The sequence below is a fragment of the Saccharopolyspora sp. NPDC000359 genome, from assembly GCF_040300525.1.
Taxonomy (GTDB): Bacteria; Actinomycetota; Actinomycetes; order Mycobacteriales; family Pseudonocardiaceae; genus Saccharopolyspora.
On the sequence record NZ_JBEPDU010000035.1, the window covers coordinates 25,722 to 46,341 of the forward strand.

Genomic DNA, 20,620 nt, shown 5'->3' on the forward strand with positions numbered 1-20,620 from the left:
CGCCACCACTTCCCCCGAGAAGAACCAGATCCCGGACGACGCACCGCCGATCCCCGACGACGCCACGATGGTGACCGTCAAGATCCTGCGGTACAACCCGGAGACCGACGAGGACATGCACTGGGAGTCCTACCGGATCCCGGCGCTGCCCTCGGACCGCGTGCTGAACCTGCTGCACTACATCAAGTGGTACATCGACGGTTCGCTGAGCTTCCGCCGGTCCTGCGCGCACGGCGTGTGCGGGTCCGACGCGATGCGGATCAACGGCGTCAACCGGCTGGCCTGCAAGGTCCTGATGAAGGACATGCTGGCCAAGGGCGGCGAGACCACGCTGACCATCGAGCCGATCAAGGGCCTCCCGGTGGAGAAGGACCTGATCGTCGACATGGAGCCGTTCTTCGAGGCGTACCGGTCGATCAAGCCGTACCTGATCACCTCGGGCAACGAGCCGACCCGCGAGCGGGTCCAGTCGGTGGCCGAGCGGGCCCGGTTCGACGACACCACCAAGTGCATCCTGTGCGCGGCGTGCACCACGTCGTGCCCGGTGTACTGGTCGGACGGCAACTACTTCGGCCCGGCGGCGATCGTCAACGCCCACCGGTTCATCTTCGACAGCCGCGACGAGGGTGCCGAGGAGCGCCTGGACATCCTCAACGACGTCGACGGCGTGTGGCGCTGCCGCACGACCTTCAACTGCACGGACGCCTGCCCGCGTGGCATCCAGGTCACCAAGGCGATCCAGGAGGTCAAGCGAGCCCTGATGTTCCGCCGCCGCTGACCCACCCCCTTCCGGACCGGCGCCCACCCCACCCGGGATGGGCGCCGGTCCCATTTCGACCACCAACTGCGCACGCGTGGTCACTCCCGGTCAGTACGATCCCGATCATGACCACCCCCGCGTCTGCAGAAACCTTCTTCGCGGCTGCGTTCCGGCACTACCAGGACGCTCAGCTCCTGCGCGGCCAGGAGCGCTTACCCAACGCCGACCACCTGGCCGGCATCGCCGCGGAATGCGGGTTGAAAGCCGTCCTCACCAGCTACCTGGGCGGCTACATCGACGAGGGCAACCGACCCAACCATCGCGCGCACCCCAGAGGCAGCAAGAAGAAGGACAAGCACGAATACGGGCACCTCCCCACGCTGTGGGACGAGATCGCAGTGGTCTCCAGCGGCCGAAGCGGCAGCACGTTCCACCAAGCCATGCCCCAGGAGAACCCGTTCCACCAGTGGGACGTGGCAGAGCGCTATGCGGAGGGTTCGCACATCGACGTCACTCGCGCCGACCAGCACCTCGCCGCAGCGCGCAAGGTACTGCCCTTCTACGAAGAAGCAAAGATCACCGGGGTGCTGCCGTGACCACGATCCGTTTCGACACCGCGTGGGAAAACGTCTACGCACTTGCCGACGAAGTCAGCCGCAATGGGCTTGAAGTCGTGTTGGTCCGGGACCTGGTGGGACGACTTCGCCTGGTCATCGACGACCGTGGTCAGGGCCACCTCCCGGCGAATCTGGACGATCGGGTGCGCGCGGCCGCTGGCCCGTTCGCCGCCGCCACTCCAGTGTTGCGCGCCAGTGAGATGTTCACCGCTTCGGCGGTGTTGAACTCGCCCGACCTGGTCGTCGCGCACGAAGCCGATCCCGATTCGGGACGCGGGGCATTTTCGCTTCTGGAGCGCACAGTGGTGGGTGCTGATTGGTTGCGCCCACACCCCGCGGCCAAGGAGAACCGCATCACGCTGTACGGCTTCAAAGGCGGAGTGGGACGCTCGACTGCGACGTTCATGCTCGCCAAGCACCTGGCCGAACAGGGATTGTGCGTGCTGGTGGTTGATCTGGACCTGGAGTCGCCTGGTGTCGGCGAACTCCTGCAACCGCCCGAGAACCGAGCACAGCACGGCATCGTCGACTACCTCGTCGAATCTGCTGTTGGCAACGAGGCCGGGCTTGATCTGGTCAGCCGAAGTGACATCGTCCGGCCCTCGTCAGGAAACGGCGAGGTATGGCTCTTCGCTGCTGACGGGCGCCCAGCAACATCCGACAGGGTGCGTGGTCCGGCCGGGACACCGCGGCATCGTGACTACCTGGCCAAGCTGAACCGCATCTACACAGAAGTCCCAGCCGAGAACCACGACACCCCGCACACGCTCGCGGAACGCCTCGAGGAAGCTGTCAAGGAGGCCGAACAGCAGGTCGCCGAGCGCAGTGGTCGACCGGACGTCGTCCTGATCGACAGCCGGGCCGGGATTCACGACATAGCCGCAATCGCAATCACCCGACTCAGCTGGCTCAGCCTGTTGTTCGCAAGCGACAACCAGGCGTCCTGGACCGGCTACCGCACACTGTTCGAGCAGTGGCACAAGATCTCCCTCAACCGCGTTGATGACATTCGACGTCGGCTGCGCGTGGTCGCGGCACTCGTTCCGGGCAACAACAAGGAGAGCTACCTCCGGAGTTTCCGAGAAAATGCGCAGCTCTGCTTCGCGGAAACCCTCTACGACGACACCGACGCATCCGACGACATGGACGCGTTCAGCTTCGGCCCGGATGACGAGGATGCGCCGCACTCCCCGCTTCCAATCCTGTTCACGAGCGATCTGGTCGGATTGAATCACGCGGCCGAGCCAGGATGGCACGACAACCCGTTCACGCGGGCGGCATACGAGCACTTCCTCACCGCCACGACCAACCTGATCGTCGGAGAGAAGCCGTGGAAGAATTGACACCACAAGAATATCGATCCCTCCTGCGAGGGGCGCTCCCGACAAGCTACGACTCGAACACCATCTCACCCGATCCGCGCTCGTTGTTCACCCCGCAAGCCCACCGACGTGCACTGGATCCGGACGTCACCGTGGTCAAGGGCGGCCGAGGTGTCGGCAAGACGGTGTGGTTCCAGGCCCTGCAAGACGACGAACTCCGGGAGATCGCCGCCGAAGAATACCGACTCCCCCAACTTCGCCGAGTCCGAGCCTTCCCAGGTTTCGGGGCGGACCAGAGCGAGAGCTACCCGCGGCAGCGGACCCTGGAAGACCTCCTTCAACGCGCTAACGCGAAGATCATCTGGGAAACCGTCGTGCTGAAGGCGCTCGGCCACCCAGAACTGCAGTCCGGGAAGTGGTCGGAACGCGTCGAATGGATACGCGACCACGCTGAAGACACCGATGAATGGCTGATTCGCGCCGACCAGGACGCAGACTCCACCGGCACGACAAAACTCTTCCTGTTCGATGCGCTCGAATGGCTCCACTCGAATCGGGACCACGCCGATCAGCTGACGATCGGGATGCTTCAGCTCGCGCTCGACCTGCGCATCACGACACGCAACCTCCGAGCCAAGGTCTTCATCCGCCACGACTGGCTCGACAAGCTCCAACTCAACTTCTCAGACGCCTCCAAGATCCTCTCCAACCAAGCCGATCTCCAATGGCCCCGCTCCAACCTCTACGGCCTGCTCTTCCACTACCTCGGGAACGCGGACGACGAACATTCCGCCACGTTCCGCAACATGACCGGAGCATGGACGAGCAGTAGCAGCAGGTTCCTGCCGCCAGAGCCGTTGCTCGGAGATCCCGACCGCCAGCACACCGCCTTCGTCTCGATCGCGGGCCCGTACATGGGACCTGACCGCAGGAGGGGACACACCTACACGTGGGTTCCCAACCACCTCGCCGACGGGGCTGGCCAGGTCAGCCCACGCAGCTTCCTCAACGCGCTCCGGACAGCCACGGAGAACTCCGAGGACCAACACCCCAGCCACGCCTTCGCGCTGCACTGGGAACCGATCAAGCAAGGCGTTCAGAGCGCCTCTTCCATGCGCCTGAAGGAAATCACCGACGACATCAACTGGGTGCCAACCACGATCGACCCGCTGCGCGGCAGGCAGGTCCCGATCGAGCAATCCGAGGTCGAGGCGTGTTGGCAACGCGCGGAAGTGCAGTCCGATCTCGCGGCACTCCAGCAGAAGTCCCCGGATGACGAGTCACCTGCGGGCCCTCGTGACCTCAGGCCGGGCAAGCTCATCGACGAGTTGATCGAACTCGGGATCATGACGCGCCGGAAGGACGGCAGGCTCGACCTGCCGGACATCTACCGGATCGCGTTCGGCCTGGGACGAAAGGGAGGGGTCCCCAGGGTGCGGCAGTCCTGACCCTGGCCTCCACCGTGGTCAGCTCTTGCGGGTGGCGCGGAGGGCTCGCCAGCCGAGGATGCCGATGATCGTGCCGAGGGTGAGGGAGACCACCGCGAGCACCAGGTGGACGACCAGGTAGCTCGTCGGGGAGCCGTCGGCCCAGGAGCGGTCGCTGTTCCAGATGTTGCGGGCGAAGTTCGGCCACAGCAGGTACGACCACACGCCGAAGGCCAGCAGGAACAGCGCAACACGTCGGGAAATCGTCACGGGGCCAGTATCCGCTGTAACCCGCCTCACCCACCGGTCCGGGTGGGCGTTGCCGGTACGCGTGGGTCGTGGATTGGCTAGCCTGCTGCGTGTGCCTCGAAGTGCCCGCGGTTCGGTAGTCCTGCTTCGCACCAAGGTCGTCCTCTGCGCTCTCGGCGTGGCGCTCCCGCTCCTGAGCGGCACCGCGCACGCGCAGGAGTGCCCCGCAGCCGCCCCACCACCGCCGGTGGACACCTCGGAGGTGCCGCTGCCCGGCGAACCCGCGCCGGAACCGGTGCCGGTGCCCGAGACGCCGGTCGGCGGCGACCAGCTGAGCCGCTGCGGGCCGGTCCTGCCGCCTGGCGCCCCCGCTCCGCCGCCGGAGGTCACCGCGGCCAGCTGGGTGCTCGCCGACCTGGACACCGGTGAGGTGCTGGCCGCCCACGACCCGCACGCCCGGCACCGCCCGGCGTCCACCATCAAGGTCCTGACCGCGCTGACCGCGCTCCGCGAGCTGCGGCTGGACGACACCCTGGTGGCCACGCAGGAGGACGCGAACCAGGAGGGCAGCCGGGTCGGTCTCGCGCCCGGCGCCACCTACACCGTCCGGGAGGTGCTGACCGGCCTGATCCTGCGGTCCGGCAACGACGCCGCGCACGCGCTCGCGGTGAAGATGGGCGGTGTCGAGGTCACCGTCGACAAGATGAACGCGCTGGCCGAATCGCTCGGGGCGCTGGACACCCGCACCGCCACCCCGTCCGGGCTGGACGGCCCGGGCATGAGCACCTCCGCCTACGACCTGGCGACCATCTTCCGGGTGGCCATGCGGGAACCCGAGTTCGCCAAGATCGTGAGCACCCACTCGGCGTTCCTGCCCGGGGCGCCGGGCGGTCCGCCGCTGGAGGTGTGGAGCGACAACCAGGTCCTGCGGTCCTACCCGGGCGGGCTGGGCGGCAAGACCGGGTTCACCGACGACGCCCGGCACACCTACATCGGCGCGGCCGAGCGCGACGGGCGGCGGTTGGTGGCCGTGCTGATGCGCGGCGAGAACCAGCCGATCCGGTTGTCCGCGCAGACCATGCGGCTGCTGGACTACGGCTTCGCGCTGGGCGGCGAGCCGGTCGGCGAGCTGGTCACCGCCTCCCCGGCGCCGCCCGCGGACGGCGAGCCGGAGCCGGACCGGGTGCAGGCGCAGCCGACGGACCCGTCCCTGTTCGGCACGGTCGGCGGACCGCTCGCCCTGCTGGCTGCGGCGGGTGTCGCCGTGGCCGCCGCGATCGCCGTGCAGCGCCGCCGAGCGGCCCTGGCCCGGCGACGGCGCAGCAGCGGCGACGACCACCCCTGATCCGGGAGCACTACCCGGCGGCCCCCGGCCGTGGTTCAATTAGTTTACGGTCCCGTATCGTTAATTAATTGGAGCGGACGATGGGCGTTCTCGTGGTGGGAGCCGGCCCTACCGGCTTAGCGCTGGCATGCGGCTTGAGGGCGCACGGCGTCCCGGTGCGGGTCATCGATCGTGCCGCCGAACCGGCGACCACGTCGCGGGCGAACATCCTGCACGCGCGCGGCGTGGAAGTGCTCAACCGGCTGGGCGCCCTCGGTGATCTGCCAGAACGCGCGCAGCACGCCATCCGGATCACCCTGCACGCCGCGGACAAGCCGTTGGCCACCGTCAGCTTCGGAGAGGTCGAGGGCAACCAGCTCTCCGCGCTGGTGGTGTCGCAGGCCGAGGTGGAGGCCGCGCTGCGGCGACGGCTGGCCGAGCTCGGCGGCGCCATCGAGTGGGGCCGCGAGCTCACCGACCTCGCGCAGGGCTCCGACGGCGTGGTCGCCACGATCTCGGGCGAGGCCACGCACGCGGACTACGTGGTGGGCTGCGACGGCGCGCACAGCGCGGTCCGCAAGCTCGTCGGCATCGGCTTCCCCGGCGCTGCGCTGGTGGACCAGTGGCTGCTCGCCGACGTCGACGCCGACTGGGACCTGGACCGCCGCGGCTCGTCGGGCTGGTTCGCCCGCGACGGCCTGTTCATCGCGATGCCGATGCACAGCGCGACCGACGACCGGTGGCGGCTGATGGCCGACGTCGAGCACGTCGAGGACGACGTCCTCGCGCAGCTGCGCCGACTGCTCACCGAGCGCACCGGCCGGACCGACGCGCGGCTGCGCGAGGCAACCTGGGCCTCGGCCTTCCGCATCCACCGCCGCCTCGTCGACAGCTACCGCGCCGGTCGGGTCCTGCTCGCCGGGGACGCCGCGCACATCCACAGCCCCTTCGGCGGCCAGGGCATGAACACCGGCATCGGTGACGCCGAGAACCTCGCGTGGAAGCTTGCCTTGGTGCTGCGGGGACGCGCTGGTGCCGCACTCCTGGACACCTACCAGGCCGAACGCCGCCCCCTGGCGCAGGACGTCCTGCGCAGCACCACGGCCAACACCAAGCTCATGCTGGCCGAAGGCGCGGTGGGCCGAGCGGTCCGCAACCTCTTCACCCGCGTGGCCAACCTCGACGTGGTTCAGCGCCGCGGGACTTGGCTGGCCTCCCAGCTGTGGGTGAACTACCGCAACGGCCCCCTCGGCTCCCGCCGCGGCCCCCGCCCGCGCCCGGGCGACCGGGTCCCCGACCTGCCGTGCCGGAACGGCAACCGCCCCACCCGCCTCCACACCGAACTCGGTGGCCACTGGGCCCTCCTCGCCAACCAGCAGCTCACCACCCCACTCGGAGACGCCGTCACGCACCTGACGGCCAACCAACCGCGCGACGAGATCTGGCTGGTGCGCCCGGACGCCCACCTGGCCTGGCGCAGCACCAGCACGACCGACCTCAACCGCTGGATCGAGAAGACGCTGCTCGCGGGGAGGAGCGCATGAACGCCGACGAGCCCAAGCGCGCCCGACGCGGACGCCCCCGGAACCCCGAGGCCGATCGAGCAATCCTGCGAGCCGCCCTGGACCTGTTCATCGAAGGCGGCGTCGAAGGCACCAGCATCGAGCAGATCGCCAAGCGCGCCGGAGTGGGTAAGCTCACGGTCTACCGCCGCTGGAACTCCAAGGAAGCACTGCTGGCGGCCGCGATCGAATCCGCCCGCGACGAAACCCCCGGAACGGCACCCCCCAACCCCGACGCACCGCTGGAAGAACTGGTCCGGCAGGTCTTGCCCGGCCTGGCCGAAGCAATCGCCAACCCGCGCCTGCGCGCCATGATCGCCCGAATCTTCGGAGCCAGCGCCAGCCACCCAGAACTCATGGCGACCTACTGGCACGACTACGTCGTCCCCCGGCGCCAAACCACCCGGGACCTCCTGCGACGAGCGCAGTCCGAGGGCGCGGTCCCACCCGACGCCGACCTGGAAGTACTGATCGACATGATGGTGGGAGCGGTTCTCTTCCGCCTCCTCCAACCAGAACCCCTGAACCCCACCAGGGCCCAGGCCTACCTGGAGTCGGTGTACCGAAGAGCAGGTCTACTGAGCAATGACACCTGAGCCCAGGAAGCAATTGCTAGAAGACCACTCACACGCAAACAAAAACCACACCACACGCCCACCCAAGAAGCGGTGACACCACAAAAACCCACATCACACGCCCCCGAGGAGCCACGACACCAGGACCACATCACACGGATCAGAGGGGCGGTGACCTCTGCAATTTCGATTGAAATTGCCACGTCGCCACCGCGAGCTACGTCGAGAACGACGCAATTTCGATTGAAATTGCAACACCCCCAAAGCAACCACCCCCCGCTATGAACCCAGAACCAACCCCCCCACGCGAAGAAACCCAAATCCCCCTCACCCCACCCCAGTACCACCACCAATACCCCAGTACCCCACCCCGAACCTCACCGCCGACGCCGCCAGGCGTACCCGGCCAGCGCCCCGATCCCCACCAACCCCGCCGCGGCCCGCGCCCCCGGACGCTCCCGCACCTGCACCACCGGCCGGATGATCGCCGGGCCCGGCGGCTCCGGCGCCGCCGCCTGCAGGTTCTCCGGCGCCGAAGCCGTCCACGCCGTCACGAAGAGCACGAACCGCGAGGTCAGGTTGGCGAACACCAGCAGACCCAGTATCGGCCCGAACGCCGCTCCGGCCGGGGAGCTGGTGACGCTGTTCAGGTAGATCACCGCCACCTGCTTGAGGATCTCGAAGCCCACAGCCGCGAACAGCGCACCCCACACCGCGCTCCGCAGCGTGACCGGCGTGCGCGGCAGCCTCGCCAGCACCCACAGGAACACCAGCCAGCTCGCCGCCAGGGACAGCAGGGTGGTCAGGGCTCGGAGCGCGAGCACCGCCGCCGCGGTGTGCTCGATGCCGACCAGCTCGAACAGCCGCAGCCCGAGGCCGCCGAGGGCGCTGATGCCGAACGAGACCGCCATCGCCGCGCCGAGGCCGACCAGGGACAGCAGGTCGGACACCATCCGGCGCCACATCGGCTGCGCGCTCGGCACCTGCGTCCACTGCGCGGTCAGCGCCTCGCGCAGGTTGGTCATCCAGCCCAGGCCGGAGTACAGGGCGGCGAGCAGGCCGATCACCCCGACCGCTCCGGCCTGGTGGATCGCCTGCTCGACGACCCCGGTCAGCATCTCGCTCATCGCGGGGCTCGGCACCGCCGAGGTGATCGAGTCCTGCAGCCGCGCGAGCAGGCCGGGGTTGCCCGCCAGCACGAACCCGGCCACCGCGAAGGCGATCATCAGCAGCGGCACCAACGCGAGCACGCTGAAGTAGGTGATCGCCGCGGCGTAGTAGTCGCCGTACTGCTTCTGGTACCGCTCGAACGCGCGGATCAGCCGGTCCAGCCACGCGTGCTTGCGCCGCAGCAGCGCCAACCGCCCCGGCTTCTCCTCCTGCTGCCCGGTCACGGTGCACCTCCCGCCGCAACGGATTCCCCCGAACGGCAGCAGGCTACCCGCTGTTGATCAGCTCAGCCCATCGGCGGAAGGAAGCCCATCCGGTCGAAGACGGTGCGCAGCGTCTCCGAAGCCACCTCGCGGGCCCGCTCGGCGCCGCGGTGCAGCACCTTGTCCAGCTCCGCCGGGTCGTCGAGGTAGGCCTGGACCTTCTCCTGGAACGGCGTGACGAACTCGACCACGACCTCGCCGAGGTCCTTCTTCAGGTCGCCGTAGCCCTTGCCCTCGTAGGCGGTCTCCAGGTCGGCGACGCTGCGGCCGGTCAGCGCCGAGTAGATCACCAGCAGGTTGCTGATGCCCGGCTTGCCCTCGACGTCGTAGCGGATCTCGCGCTCCAGGTCGGTGACCGCGGAGCGGATCTTCTTCGCCGACCGCTTCGGCGCCTCCAGCAGCTCGACGACCCCGGCGGGCACCGACTTGCTCATCTTCGAGGTCGGGTCCTGCAGGTCGTAGATCTTCGCGGTCGCCTGGGGGATGTGCGCGGCCGGGACGGTGAAGGTGCTGCCGTAGCGGGAGTTGAACCGCTGGGCGAGGTTGCGGGTCAGCTCCAGGTGCTGGCGCTGGTCCTCGCCGACCGGGACCGCGTCGGCCTGGTAGAGCAGGATGTCCGCGGCCTGCAGCACCGGGTAGGTGAACAGTCCGACGCTGACGTGGTCGGCCTCCTGCCGGGCGGACTTGTCCTTGAACTGGGTCATCCGACCGGCCTCGCCGAAGCCGGTCTGGCACTCCAGCACCCAGCCGAGCTGGGCGTGCTCCGGGACGTGGCTCTGCACGAACAGCGTGGCGCGGTCCGGGTCGATGCCCAGCGCCAGCAGCTGGGCGGCGGACAGCCGGGTGCGCTGGCGCAGCTGCGCGGGGTCCTGCTCGACGGTGATGGCGTGCAGGTCGACGACGCAGTAGAAGGCGTCGTGGGTGTCCTGCATGGCGACCCACTCCCGCAGGGCGCCCAGGTAGTTGCCGAGGTGGAAGGAATCGGCGGTCGGCTGGATGCCGGACAACACGCGCGGCCGAGCCGCGGACTGGCTGTTCTGGGGTGCGGTGTCGCTGCTCACGTGCCGATTCTCGCAAGCCCCGCGCCGACGGTGGGAACGACCTCCCGGGTCAGGAGGTCTTGCGCTGGTTCTCGGGGTGGACCTTCTTCTTCCGGAACGCACCCGCGACCATGCCGACCACGCCGAGTCCGACGGCGGTGAGGCCGACCGGGGTGGCCAGCGAGTCCAGTGGTCCGCGCACGGTCAGCGCCAGCGGTTCGGCGGTGGCCGCCGTCGCGGTCGCGGGCAGCGCCGCGGCGATCGCGGTACCGAGTGCGGTGGCTCGCGTGGCCACGTGAGCTATTCGGCTACGCACGAGCGCGCCTCCCTAACGACAGTTGACCCGTTCGGGTCAGCATTCGTCCGAGTCTGGTGGCGGACCGTACCGGTCGGCCGTAACACCTGCGGTCGCTTTGCGTAAACCGACCACGACGGAATGATCATATTTTCCCCCGGAATGAGCGTGAATCCGGGTCTGTGCAACGTTCAACGACGCAGGCCAGGCAGTGGATCAGCGACTCGCACGACCACCCGATCCAGCTACCGCCATGACCTGGATCACACCCGTCCGGGGACGGGCGATTCGTGGAGGGCGCAACTCCCATTGGAATCAGACGTGCGATTCCAACGGAAGTTGCGCCGAACGGCGGTTCAGACCGGGCTGACACCGATCTGCACGCGCCCCGAACGCCCGTAGGTGGTGGTCCGCTGCCGCGCCGGACGCCCCGCCCGAGCAGCCAGTTCGTGCAGCTCCTCGACACTGCGTTCCGAACCGTGCTCGGAGCCGGCCATCCGGCTGATGGTCTCCTCCATCAGGGTGCCGCCGACGTCGTTCGCCCCGCCGTGCAGCACCTCGGTCGTCCCGGCGTCGCCGAGCTTCACCCACGAGCACTGGACGTTGTCGATGCGCCCGTGCAGCAGCACGCGCGCCATCGCGTGCACCGCGCGGTTGTCCCGGCGCGTGGGCCCCGGCCGGGCGAGCCCGGCCAGGTAGATCGGCGCGTTGCGGTGCACGAACGGCAGCGGCACGAACTCGGTGAACCCGGCAGCGCCGTGCTCGGCCGCGGTGTCCTGCACCCCGGCCAGCGTCCGGAGGTGGCCCAGCCAGTGCTCCGGGGTGTCCACGTGGCCGTACATCATCGTCGACGAGGACGGGATGCCCAGCCGGTGCGCGGTGCTGACCACCTCGACCCACTCGGCGGCGGGCAGCTTGCCCTTGGTCAGCACCCAGCGCACCTCGTCGTCGAGGATCTCCGCCGCGGTGCCCGGAATGCTGCCCAGCCCGGCCTCCTTCAGCTCGGCCAGCCAGTCCGCGATGCTCACGCCCGCCTTGGCCGCCGCGCTGACGATCTCCATCGGGCTGAAGGCGTGCACGTGCATCTCCGGCACCCGCTGCTTGATCGCCCGCACCAGGTCGGCGTAGCCGGACACCGGCAGCCGCGGGTCGATGCCGCCCTGCATGCAGATCTCGGTGGCCCCGGCCCGCCACGCCTCGTCGGCGCGGTCGGCGACCTCCTCCGGGGAGAGCCGGTAGGCGTCGGCGTCGCGCTCGCGCTGCGCGAAGGCACAGAACCGGCAGCCGACGTAGCAGATGTTGGAGAAGTTGATGTTGCGGTTGACCACGTAGGTGATGTCGTTCCCGACGACCTCCTGGCGCAGCTCGTCGGCGATCCGCGCGAGCTCGTCCAGCGCGACTCCGTCGCAGGTCATCAAGGCCATCGCCGCGTCGTGGTGCGCTTCGTCGAGCAGCGCGGCCGGGTCGGAGGCGGCCAGCTGGAGCCCGGCGCGCACGTCGGCGTCGAGCCGCTCCGGGGCGGTTCCGGCGGGGACCTGGGCGCGCAGCTCGTCCCAGTTGCCGTAGACGGTGTCGAAGTCGCCGCGGCGGTCCCCCGTGCGGCCCTCGGTGTCGATGCTGCGGTGCAGGTCGGTGCGGCCGGTGGAGTCGAACCCGCCGTCCGGTTCCTGCCACTCGCGGCCGACGACCTCGGCGTCCGGTCGCCGCAGGCCGTCCGGACCGGCCAGCGCCGCCACGTGCCCGGTCACCCGCAGGTCCAGCCACTGCGTGCTGTCCCCGGCCAGCCCGGCGCGCACGTAGCGCGGGTAGGCGGTGAGCCGCTCGCGCAGCTCGAACCCGGCCTCGGCGGTGGTCGCGGCCAGGTCGTCCAGCTGGGGCCAGGGGTGCTCGGGGCTGACGTGGTCCGGGGTCACCGGGGAGACGCCGCCCCAGTCGTCGATCCCGGCGCGCAGCATCAGCAGCTGCTGGTCGCCGACCAGGTTCGGCGGTGCCTGCACGCTGACCCCGGAGGGCATCAGCAGCCGCGCGACCGCGACGGTGGCGGCCAGGTCGTGCAGGTCGGCGTCGGGCACGTCGCGCATCGCGGTGTCCGGTTTGGCCCGGAAGTTCTGCACGATGACTTCCTGCAGGTGCCCGTACTGGCGGGCGGTGCTGCGCAGCGCGAGCAGCGACTCGGCGCGCTCGGTGCGGGTTTCGCCGATGCCGATGAGGATTCCGCTGGTGAACGGCACCGCGACCCGACCGGCGTCGGCAAGCGCGCGCAGCCGGACCGCGGGTTCCTTGTCGGGGCTTGCGAAGTGCGGCCCGCCCTTGTCCCGCCACAGCCGCTCGGCGGTGGTCTCCAGCATCATGCCCATGCTCACCGCGACCGGCTTCAGCCTGGTCAGCTCCGACCAGGACAGCACCCCGGGGTTGAGGTGCGGCAGCAGGCCGGTCTCCTCCAGCACCGCGACCGCGCAGGCCCGCACGTAGTCCACAGTGGAGGAGTAGCCGCGGGCCTCCAGCCACTCCGCTGCCGCTGACCAGCGCTCCTCCGGCCGATCGCCCAAGGTGAACAGTGCTTCGGTGCACCCGGCGGCGGCGCCCTGGCGGGCGATCTCCACCACCTCCTCGCGTTCCAGGAACGCCGATTCGAGGCGGTGCGGGACGGTGGCGAACGTGCAGTAGTGGCACCGGTCCCGGCACAACCGGGTCAGCGGTATGAACACGTTGCGGGCGTGCGTGACCACCCCGGGCCGACCCTCCGCGACCAGGTGCGCGTCCCGCGCGCGCCCCGCCGCGGCGAACAGCCGCTCCAGGTCATCGCCGCGGGCGTGCAGCAGCACGGCGGCCTCGGTGGCGTCCAGCGAAACGCCGTCGGTGGCCCGGCGCAACGCTCTGCGCATGGCCGACGCGCTGGGGGTGGGTTCCGGCTGGGCGAGTTGCAGATCTTCGACCGACACCAACCGACTCTAAGTCCGCGGAGCGGCACCGCGCACCCACCAACCACGTGCGGCACTGCTCACTTCCAGCTAGCCAATTACTCCATCTCGCCCTACCAGACATCCCCGAAACAGGCGCAGAATCCGTCGCACAACGCTGGGTGGATCACTCTTCGTCTCCACAGGAGGGACGCGTGTCACGCAAAGGACTGAGAGGGCGCACGGCGCGCATCGCCGGGTCGGCCCTCGCGCTGGCGCTGCTGGTGCCAGCTGGTGTCGTCAGCACCGCAGCGCCCGCACCGGCGAGCACCGCCGCACCGGCGCACTTCGTCGTGCTCGGACCGACCGGTGACGGCCTGAAGCTGACCGAGGACTCGGTCCGCGCCGTCGGCGGCACCGTGGTGCAGAGCTGGCCGCAGATCGGGGTCGTGGTGGCGACCTCCACCGACCCGGCCTTCGCGGACGCGGTGCGCGCCCAACCCGCCGTCGACCAGGCGGGTAGCACCCGCAACCTCGCCGAGCAGCTGCCGCCGACGCAGTCGACGCGGCTGGAGGCGCTGGAGGGCAACGTCGACGCCGCCGCGTTCGCCGCGCAGGCCGGGCAGGAGCCGCTGGAGCCCGAGCAGTGGGACATGCGGCAGATCAAGGCCGACCAGGCGCACCAGGTCTCGCAGGGCAGCGCGGACATCACTGTCGGCGTGCTTGACTCCGGGATCGACGCGGCGCACCCCGACCTCGCGCCGAACATCGACTCCACCAAGTCGGTGAGCTGCGTCAACGAGGGCGTCCCGGACACCCGGCCGGAGGCCTGGCAGCCGCAGGACCCGACGCAGAGCCACGGCACGCACGTGGCGGGCTCCATCGCCGCGGCGCGCAACGGCGTGGGCGTCGCCGGTGTCGCGCCGGACGTCAGCCTGGCCTCGGTGCGGGTGGTCGACGACGACGGGTTCATCTACCCCGAGTACGCGATCTGCGGCTTCATCTGGGCCGCTGAGCAGGGCATCGACGTCACGAACAACTCCTACTTCGTCGACCCCTGGCTGCTGTGGTGCGAGAGCGACCCGGACCAGCGGGCCGGGGCGGAGGCGGTGCGCCGGGCGGTCGCCTACGCCAGCAGCAAGGACGTGGTGACCGTGGCGGCGGCGGGCAACGCCGGTTGGGACCTGTCCAAGCCGATCCACGACACCGAGAGCCCGAACAACGGCACCCCGCAGCAGGACCGGCTGACCGGGCCCGAGTGCCACGTGCTGCCGGGTGAGCTGCCGGGCGTGGTGGCGGTCTCCGCGGTGGGCCCGGATCTGGTGAAGTCGTACTACTCCAGCTACGGGCTGGGCTCGGTCGCGGTGACCGCCCCGGGCGGCGACAAGGACCAGGTCCCGGACACCCCGTCGCGCAACGGCCGGGTGCTGTCCACCGTGCCAGGCGGTGGCTGGGGCTGGATGCAGGGCACCTCGATGGCCAGCCCGCACGCGGCCGGTGTGGTCGCGCTGCTGCGCAGCGCCCACCCGGAGTGGAGCGCCCAGCAGGTGACCGGTGCGCTGGCCAACCAGGCGGATGCCCTGGCGTGCCCGGAGAACTACGACCCGGACGGCGACGGCAAGCCGGACGCGGTGTGCGCGGGCGGCGGGACCGGCGCGGGCTTCTACGGCGCTGGCCTGGTCGACGCGCTCGACGCGGTGCGGTGACCACGCGAGCTCCCTGGAGGTCGGACAGCTGACCTCCACGGAGGTCGCGCAGACCCCCACCCGGAGGGGTGACGAGCGGAGGGCATCTCGACCGGCCGAGCCGGTGGAGGTGCCCTTCACCGCATCCTGCGGGGTGTTCTGGGTTGCCCGGGGCACCGCCGGGACGGACGCTCGACCGGAGCGGAACCCGGTGGGAGCGAGGTCGTCGTGGGGGATTCGGAGCGGTTCGTGATCGTGGGCGCCGGGATGGCCGGGGCCAAGGGCGCCGAGGCGCTGCGGGCGCTGGGGTTCGACGGGCGGATCGCGCTGCTCGGCGACGAACCGCACCGGCCCTACGAGCGCCCACCGCTGTCGAAGGACTACCTGCTGGGCAAGAGCGGGTTCGACGCGGCCTACGTGCACGACGAGGGCTGGTACGCGGAGAACCGGGTGGACCTCCAGCTCGGGGTGGCGGTGCAGCGGATCGACCGGTCGCTGCGGCAGGTCGAGCTCAGCGACGGCAGCCGCCTCGACTACGACAAGCTGCTGCTCACTACCGGCGCGCACCCCCGCCCGCTGCCGGTGCCCGGCGCCGACGCCGAGGGCGTGCTGCTCCTGCGCCGCGTCGAGGACTCCGACCGCATCAAGCGGGCCCTGGCCCAGGTCGAACGGCTCGTCGTGGTCGGCGCGGGCTGGATCGGCCTGGAGGTCGCGGCCGCGGCCCGTACCTCCGGGGTTGCGGTGACCGTCGTGGAGACCGCCCAGCTGCCGCTGCTGCGCGTGCTCGGCCCCGAGGTCGCGCAGGTCTTCGCGGACCTGCACCGGGCGCACGGCGTCGACTTCCGCTTCGGCACCGCGGTCGACGAGATCCGCACCGGTGGTGGTCGCGCGACCGGTGTCCGGTTGACCGACGGCTCCGAGCTCCCCGCCGACGCGGTGCTGGTCGCGATCGGCGTGGAGCCGGACGTGTCGCTGGCGGCGCAGGCCGGGCTGCGGGTGCAGAACGGCATCCTGGTGGACGCCTCGCTGCGCACCCCGGACCCGAACATCGTGGCGGCGGGCGACGTGGCCAACGCCTTCAACCCGCTGCTGGGCAGGCAGATCCGCGTGGAGCACTGGGCAAACGCGTTGCACCAACCGGCGACCGCGGCGGCGGCAATGCTGGGCCGCGACAGCGAGTACTCGGAACTGCCCTACTTCTTCACCGACCAGTACGACCCGGATGCGGGTGGGATCGGCATGGAGTTCCTCGGCCACGTGGTGCCGGGCGAGTACGACCAGGTGGTGTTCCGCGGTGACGTGGCGGCCCGCGAGTTCATCGCCTTCTGGCTGGACGGCCGCCGCGTGCTGGCGGGCATGAACGTCAACACCTGGGACGTCCAGGACCAGCTGAGGACCCTGGTCACCTCGGGGACCACGGTCGACCCGGCGGCGCTGGCCGACCCGGGCACCCCGCTCAACGACCTCATCGCCCGCTGACCCGGCTCAGGTGCCGACGGCGCGGGCGACGAAGGTGCTGATCAGCTCGTCCTCGTCGTGGTCGGCCAGGACCTCGGGGACCGTCAGGTGCTCCAGGATCAGGCCCGTCATCGCGTAGTAGAGCAGGACCACCGTCATGTCGTCGCCGGGGTTGCCGGTTTCGCGGTGGCCCTCCACGTTGCCCATGAGGTTCTCGCGCAGGGTCCTGGTCAGCGCCGCCTGGAGCTCGGGTCGGCGGGTGGCTTCCAGGCGCAGTTCCAGCAGCGCCAGCCAGCCGGTCCGGTCGTCGGAGATGTGGTGGTAGAGCGCGCGCATCAGCTCGGTGAGCAGTTCGCGTGACGGCGGCAGCTGGAGGCCCTCCACGGCGGGGTCGATCGCCAGCCGCCGATGGATGTGCGCGCCGACCTGGTTGAGCAGGTCGTCCCGGTTGGCGAAGTAGTTCGACGCGGTGCCTTTGGGCACCCCCGCCTCGGCGTCCACCGCGCGGAAGGTCAGGCCGCGCGCGCCGTCCCGCGCCAGCACCTCGATCGCCGCGTCGACCAGGGCGATCCGCCGTTCTGGGTTCTGCACCATGGCTTCCTCCGAAAAAGCCCCTTGACAACCACTACAGGCAGAGTACTACATTCGAAGCACTACAAACGAAGTGGTTACCGGAGGTCCCATGCGGAAGCTCACCTACCTGGTCGCGTCCACCGTCGACGGCTTCATCACCGGACCGGCCGGCGACAACCCGGACTTCTTTCTGATCGAGGGCGACCACGCGCAACCGACCCGCGACGAGTACCCGGAGATCATGCCGACGCACTTCCGCCCGCTGACCGGTCTCGAAGGCGTGCCGAACAAGCACTTCGACACCGTCCTGCAGGGGCGCGGCACCTGGGAGGTGGGCGTGGCCGACGGGGTGACGAACGCCTACCAGCACCTGCGCAACATCGTGTTCACCCGCACCGTCGACCCGTGCACCGACCCCACGGTGGAATTCGTCGCCACCGACCCGCTGGAGAAGGTGCGGGAGCTCAAGCGGGAGGAGGGCATGGGCATCTGGCTGTGCGGCGGCGGGAAGCTCGCGGCCGCCCTGCGCCCGGAGGTCGACGAGCTCGTCATCAAGCTCCACCCGGTCGTCACCGGCGCCGGAATCCCGCTGTTCGACGGCGAGTTCAGTCCCGAGCAGTTCGACCTGGCCGACACCCGGGTGTTCAACAACGGCGTCATCTACCTGACCTACACCAAGCGCTGAACCTGGAGGCGACCTTGCGAAAGCTCACCTACTGCGTGGCCACCACGATCGACGGCTACATCGCCGCCCCCGACCGCTCCGACCCGAGCAGCACCGGTCTGATGGCCCCGAGCCCGGAGTACCTGCCGCGGCTGCTGGCGGAACTCCCGGAGATCATCCCCACGCACCTGCGCGAACCGCTCGGCATCGCCGACGTCGAGCCGAAGCACTTCGACACCGTCATCGAAGGCCGCGGCTCCTACGAGATCGGCCTGCAGGCGGGCATCACCAACGCCTACGCCCACCTGGAGCACTACGTGTTCTCGCGGACGATGACCGGGGGCCCGGACCCCGGCGTGCACCTCGTGGCGACGGACCCGGTCGAGAAGGTCCGCGAGCTCAAAGCCCAACCGGGCAAAAAGATCTGGCTGGTGGGCGGCGCGAAGCTGGCGGCCGCCCTGCGCCCGGAGATCGACGAGCTGCTGATCAAGCTCAACCCGGTGGTCGCCGGAGCGGGGATTCCGCTGTTCGACGGCGGGTTCCACCCCGAGCAGTTCGACCTGACCAGCGCCCAACCGTTCCCAGGAGGAGTGGTCCACCTGACCTACCAGAAGCGCTGATCACACGTCGTAGGTCACGGTGACCGGGGCGTGGTCGGACCAGCGCAGGTCGTAGCTCTCGGCCCGCTCCACCACCGCCGAGGTCGCGCGCTCGGCCAGACCGGTGGTGGCCACGTGCAGGTCGATCCGCCACCCGGAGTCGTTGTCGAAGGCCTTGCCCCGGTAGGACCACCACGAGTACGGGCCGGGGCCCTCCGGGTGGAGGTGGCGGACCACGTCGGTGTAGCCGCTGGCGTACAGGTCGGTCAGCCAGGCCCGCTCCTCCGGGAGGAAGCCCGCCTCCTTCCGGTTGGCCTTCCAGTTCTTCAGGTCGACCTCCTGGTGCGCGATGTTCCAGTCACCGCACACCAAAACCTCGCGACCGTCGGCCGCGGCGCGCCCGCGGAGCTCGTCCAGGTACTGGCGGAACTCCTTCATGAAGCGTTCCTTCTCGTCCTGGCGCGACGTGCCGACGTCACCGCTGGGCAGGTACAGGCTGCCGAGCACCAGCCCCGGCAGCTCGACCTCCGCGTACCGGCCGCTCTCGTCGAACTCCGCCGAGCCGAAACCGGTGCGCACCGCCTCGGGTTCGGTACGGCTGTAGATCGCCACCCCGGCGCGACCCTTCTCCGAACTGGGCGCGAGCACGGTGTGCCAGCCCTCGGGCTCGCGGACGGCGGCGGTGAGCTGGTCGGGCTCCGCGCGCGTCTCCTGCATGCAGATGACGTCCGCACCAGTGGCCGCCAGCCACTCCACGAAGCCCTTCCTGGCGGCGGCGCGCAGGCCGTTGACGTTCACGCTCGACACCGTGAGGAAACCACCCATGGGGCGATTCTATGGAACCATCGTCCCAGGCAGGGATGACCCGTACCGATGCCCGGCGCCGCTGCCGCCCAGGCGTGTTGTCCGGGACAAGTTCTACCCGCTTGATCAGCGATCGCAGCACCTCCCGCCGTTGCAGCACAGGCAAGGTGTCCCACTCCTCTAGCAAGCCGAGGGCGACCGCAGGCGGATCGGATACCGGGTTCTCAGCGCCTTGACTTGCCCGTGCGATTTCCCCCTCTGCCTCGGCTCGACGCTGTAGCAACTTGTCGCGTGCACGGTCATAGACCGATTCGGGGATGCGCTCAGCGTCGTTCCGGCCATCACTTCAGGCGAGATGGAACTTTCACCAGCCTGCTGTTCTAGTCCTTTTCTCTCGAAGGAGCCAACGCGTACTCCGCGTGACCTATCCGACGAAGCAGAGGCCAGCCATATTTCAACTGTCCGTCCCGCAAAGGACATGAACTCGTCAAGTTCATGTCGCTCGGCCCATGCACCGTTCGCACAGAGCACCGGGAAGGTGGGTGGCGCGCTCCAACGTCTGTCATTCCTATCTGACATAAGGGAAGCATACACGCCGTTGCTGCACTAGATGGGAGAACAGAACCAACTCTGCCAGCAAGCGACGAGGCCACGGAAACAGCGCAGTCAGAATGCCGCACAACACCATTGTGGTGACGACTGCTATCGTCACCGACGTGATTTTTGGCCTACAGCGCACAAAAATAGATATAGCGGCGATAGCATCGAAAGCTGCCCCCGAAGGCCGAGTTTTCGTTAAATGAGTGCAGGAGGTAGCAAGCGCCAGCAAGCAATACTCCGAAAATTGCGCAAGTGGCGGTGCAGCTATGGCATCTCTTCTTCGACCTCTCGGGCCGCAGTGAGCGCGGGGTCCTCGTTCGGGTCGACATAGCCGCCGGGGAGCTCCCACACCCACCGGTCGAGGATGAATCGGTGGCGCCAGATCGTCAGCACGTGATCGGAGTCGACGACCACAGTCATCGCGGCCTTGGGCATGCGCAGCACGTACTGCTCGAACGTGACGCCGTCTGGTAGCTCGACCGACGCGATGCTCAGCTTGAGCCGTCGGGTGTCGTCGATCAGTCGTTCGCCGTGGATGGTCCAAGTCGCCAGCTCAGGCGCGTTCGTCTCGTTCGCCAGAGAGCGGAACGCTACCGGAATAAGACGAAGGTTCTCCATGGCGGAGGCGAGCGCCCGCCCGGATGCACCGGGTGGGCGCTCACGCACGCATCCCTCGGCTTTCTCGCTGGTCAGACCACGTCCTGTGGCCTTAGCGTTTCAAGCTAGATCGTTG

The 20,620-nt window shown here is 69.3% G+C and carries 19 protein-coding genes; 11 read left to right on the forward strand and 8 right to left on the reverse strand.

All coding sequences use genetic code 11. The annotated features are described in order from the left end of the window. The first annotated feature begins 67 nt into the window (after nt 1–67). The 4 genes from ABT324_RS21800 to ABT324_RS21815 all read left to right on the forward strand — a co-directional run bounded on the left by ABT324_RS21800 (nt 68) and on the right by ABT324_RS21815 (nt 4,147). Nucleotides 68–778, forward strand: coding sequence for a succinate dehydrogenase iron-sulfur subunit (locus ABT324_RS21800; protein ID WP_502949783.1), 711 nt, complete (start codon nt 68–70; stop codon nt 776–778). Nucleotides 779–885: 107 nt separating this feature from the next. Continuing rightward, nucleotides 886–1,356, forward strand: coding sequence for a hypothetical protein (locus ABT324_RS21805; RefSeq protein ID WP_351180476.1), 471 nt, complete (start codon nt 886–888; stop codon nt 1,354–1,356). Further along, nucleotides 1,353–2,720 carry a KGGVGR-motif variant AAA ATPase gene (locus ABT324_RS21810; RefSeq protein ID WP_351180479.1) on the forward strand — a complete coding sequence of 456 codons (1,368 nt, stop codon included), beginning with the start codon at nt 1,353–1,355 and terminating at the stop codon, nt 2,718–2,720. The genes ABT324_RS21805 and ABT324_RS21810 overlap by 4 nt, the downstream gene beginning before the upstream one ends. Further along, nucleotides 2,708–4,147 (forward strand): hypothetical protein, encoded by a 1,440-nt coding sequence (locus ABT324_RS21815; protein ID WP_351180482.1) that lies wholly within the window; start codon nt 2,708–2,710, stop codon nt 4,145–4,147. Before ABT324_RS21810 ends, ABT324_RS21815 begins: the two co-directional genes overlap by 13 nt. An 18-nt stretch (nt 4,148–4,165) precedes the next feature. Here the strand turns inward: ABT324_RS21815 and ABT324_RS21820 are convergent, their stop codons facing one another. Continuing rightward, entirely contained in the window at nt 4,166–4,396 is a 231-nt protein-coding gene (locus ABT324_RS21820; protein WP_351180485.1) for an SCO4848 family membrane protein, read from the reverse strand. Between the two features lie 157 nt (nt 4,397–4,553). Between ABT324_RS21820 and ABT324_RS21825 the strand changes: the two genes are divergently transcribed. The 3 genes from ABT324_RS21825 (at nt 4,554) to ABT324_RS21835 (ending at nt 7,857) form a co-directional block, all read left to right on the forward strand. Then, entirely contained in the window at nt 4,554–5,720 is a 1,167-nt protein-coding gene (locus ABT324_RS21825) for a D-alanyl-D-alanine carboxypeptidase family protein (RefSeq protein ID WP_351180488.1), read from the forward strand. 80 nt (nt 5,721–5,800) lie between these two features. Continuing rightward, nucleotides 5,801–7,243 carry an FAD-dependent monooxygenase gene (locus ABT324_RS21830; protein WP_351180491.1) on the forward strand — a complete coding sequence of 481 codons (1,443 nt, stop codon included), beginning with the start codon at nt 5,801–5,803 and terminating at the stop codon, nt 7,241–7,243. Then, on the forward strand, nt 7,240–7,857 hold the full coding sequence (locus ABT324_RS21835) for a TetR/AcrR family transcriptional regulator (protein ID WP_351180494.1): 618 nt from the start codon (nt 7,240–7,242) through the stop codon (nt 7,855–7,857). The genes ABT324_RS21830 and ABT324_RS21835 overlap by 4 nt, the downstream gene beginning before the upstream one ends. A gap of 356 nt (nt 7,858–8,213) precedes the next feature. On the opposite strand, the gene yhjD is transcribed toward ABT324_RS21835, so the two are convergent. The 4 genes from yhjD to ABT324_RS21855 all read right to left on the reverse strand — a co-directional run bounded on the left by yhjD (nt 8,214) and on the right by ABT324_RS21855 (nt 13,546). After that, on the reverse strand, nt 8,214–9,230 hold the full coding sequence (gene yhjD / locus ABT324_RS21840; protein ID WP_351180497.1) for an inner membrane protein YhjD: 1,017 nt from the start codon (nt 9,228–9,230) through the stop codon (nt 8,214–8,216). A 62-nt stretch (nt 9,231–9,292) separates the two neighbouring features. Beyond that, nucleotides 9,293–10,330 carry a tryptophan--tRNA ligase gene (trpS, locus tag ABT324_RS21845; protein WP_351180500.1) on the reverse strand — a complete coding sequence of 346 codons (1,038 nt, stop codon included), beginning with the start codon at nt 10,328–10,330 and terminating at the stop codon, nt 9,293–9,295. Nucleotides 10,331–10,379: 49 nt separating this feature from the next. Continuing rightward, on the reverse strand, nt 10,380–10,604 hold the full coding sequence (locus ABT324_RS21850) for a hypothetical protein (RefSeq protein ID WP_351180503.1): 225 nt from the start codon (nt 10,602–10,604) through the stop codon (nt 10,380–10,382). 356 nt (nt 10,605–10,960) lie between these two features. Continuing rightward, a complete protein-coding gene (locus ABT324_RS21855) occupies nt 10,961–13,546 on the reverse strand; it encodes a bifunctional FO biosynthesis protein CofGH (RefSeq protein WP_351180507.1) in 2,586 nt (861 codons plus the stop codon). Nucleotides 13,547–13,719: 173 nt separating this feature from the next. On the opposite strand from ABT324_RS21855, the gene ABT324_RS21860 reads away from it, so the two are divergent. Further along, nucleotides 13,720–15,210, forward strand: coding sequence for a S8 family peptidase (locus tag ABT324_RS21860; RefSeq protein ID WP_351180510.1), 1,491 nt, complete (start codon nt 13,720–13,722; stop codon nt 15,208–15,210). Nucleotides 15,211–15,417: 207 nt separating this feature from the next. Then, nucleotides 15,418–16,668 (forward strand): NAD(P)/FAD-dependent oxidoreductase, encoded by a 1,251-nt coding sequence (locus tag ABT324_RS21865; protein WP_351180513.1) that lies wholly within the window; start codon nt 15,418–15,420, stop codon nt 16,666–16,668. Between the two features lie 6 nt (nt 16,669–16,674). Here the strand turns inward: ABT324_RS21865 and ABT324_RS21870 are convergent, their stop codons facing one another. Continuing rightward, nucleotides 16,675–17,241 (reverse strand): TetR/AcrR family transcriptional regulator, encoded by a 567-nt coding sequence (locus ABT324_RS21870; RefSeq protein ID WP_351180516.1) that lies wholly within the window; start codon nt 17,239–17,241, stop codon nt 16,675–16,677. Between the two features lie 88 nt (nt 17,242–17,329). Between ABT324_RS21870 and ABT324_RS21875 the strand changes: the two genes are divergently transcribed. Then, nucleotides 17,330–17,905, forward strand: coding sequence for a dihydrofolate reductase family protein (locus ABT324_RS21875; protein ID WP_351180519.1), 576 nt, complete (start codon nt 17,330–17,332; stop codon nt 17,903–17,905). Nucleotides 17,906–17,919: 14 nt separating this feature from the next. Next, nucleotides 17,920–18,504, forward strand: coding sequence for a dihydrofolate reductase family protein (locus ABT324_RS21880; RefSeq protein WP_351180522.1), 585 nt, complete (start codon nt 17,920–17,922; stop codon nt 18,502–18,504). Here the strand turns inward: ABT324_RS21880 and ABT324_RS21885 are convergent, their stop codons facing one another. Together ABT324_RS21885 and ABT324_RS21890 are read right to left on the reverse strand one after the other, a co-directional pair. After that, nucleotides 18,505–19,308, reverse strand: a complete 804-nt coding sequence (locus ABT324_RS21885) for an exodeoxyribonuclease III (RefSeq protein ID WP_351180525.1) — start codon at nt 19,306–19,308, stop codon at nt 18,505–18,507. An 843-nt stretch (nt 19,309–20,151) separates the two neighbouring features. Further along, nucleotides 20,152–20,553 (reverse strand): NUDIX domain-containing protein, encoded by a 402-nt coding sequence (locus ABT324_RS21890; protein WP_351180528.1) that lies wholly within the window; start codon nt 20,551–20,553, stop codon nt 20,152–20,154. Between the last annotated feature and the right edge of the window lie 67 nt (nt 20,554–20,620).